We start from the raw sequence: 524 nt of genomic DNA on the forward strand, positions 1-524 counted from the left end.
TAGTACACGTCGTTGCCGGCACCACCGGCGAAGCTCTTGCTCGAACCCGTCGCCTGCATGATGAAGGTGTCGTTCTGGCTACTGCCGATGACACTGTACATGCCGGTGAACTTGTCGCCTTCGGCGTCGCCGCCCTGGCCCTTGCCGCCGGTGTTGTCGATGGTGATCGTCACCGCCTGGTCGGACAGCGAGTAGTCCATCGTGTCGTTCAGGCCGCCATCGAAGGTCTGCGCGCGCGCGTCGCTGATGAAGGTGTCGGCATAGTTCGAGCCCTGGTACACCTCGATGCTGTCGAAGGTGTCGCCAGCGGCGATGCCACCATGCACGCCGGTCTTGAAGTTCAGGGTGATACCGGCGCTGGCATCGGTGTACGACACGGTGTCGTTGCCCGCGCCGCCGATGAAGCGGTCGCCACCGGCGCCGCCGCGCATCACGTCGTTGCCGCTGCCGCCGGTGATGATGTTGTCGCTGGCGTTGCCGACACCGGTGAAGTTGCCGCTACCGATGTAGGTGAGGTTTTCCAC

The 524-nt window shown here is 63.9% G+C and carries 1 protein-coding gene; it reads right to left on the minus strand.

Translation table 11 applies throughout. From position 1 onward, the window contains the following. Window positions 1-524, minus strand: a 524-nt coding sequence (locus LU671_RS29320; protein ID WP_442964164.1) for a calcium-binding protein, incomplete at both ends; no start/stop codon positions are given.

The sequence above is a fragment of the Pseudomonas sp. NMI760_13 genome (assembly GCF_021283245.1).
Lineage (GTDB): Bacteria > Pseudomonadota > Gammaproteobacteria > Pseudomonadales > Pseudomonadaceae > Aquipseudomonas > Aquipseudomonas peradeniyensis.